The organism is Bradyrhizobium sp. SRS-191, assembly GCF_024586915.1.
Lineage (GTDB): Bacteria > Pseudomonadota > Alphaproteobacteria > Rhizobiales > Xanthobacteraceae > Bradyrhizobium.
The window spans coordinates 1-403 of record NZ_JANBVS010000094.1; the positions used below are offsets into that span (position 1 = coordinate 1).

At 63.0% G+C, this 403-nt stretch carries 1 protein-coding gene; it reads right to left on the minus strand.

Annotated elements, in window-relative coordinates:
• Window positions 1-333 (minus strand): AAA family ATPase (locus NLR35_RS34225; RefSeq protein ID WP_257170939.1); only part of this gene is annotated, 333 nt, incomplete at its 3' end.
• Window positions 334-403: the final 70 nt, after the last annotated feature.

Below are 403 nucleotides of genomic sequence, written 5' to 3' on the forward strand. Positions count from 1 at the left end.
CAGGAAGTTGATCGAGGTGATGACGCCGCGGCCGGCGCAGCCGACGCCCGGCTCCGGACCGCCGGACTCGACGCAACGGATGTCGCGATAGCCGACCTTCATGACCTCTTCGATCTCGAGATCCTCGACGCTGCCGGCGGCAGCGGCCAGGCTCAGAATGGTGTCCTGCGCCTTGGCGTGCAGGATCAGACGGGTCGAATCCGCCTTGGGGTCGCAGCCGACGATCAGGATCCGATGACCCATCTCGGCGAGCGCTGCGAGGGTGTTCTGCGACGTCGTCGATTTGCCGATGCCGCCTTTGCCGTAGAATGCGATTTGTCGAAGTGATGACATTCTGCTCTCCATCAACCGATTGCCAATGTCCCGCATGCGCCTTGCATGACAGGACCGCGTCCTCTCTCCA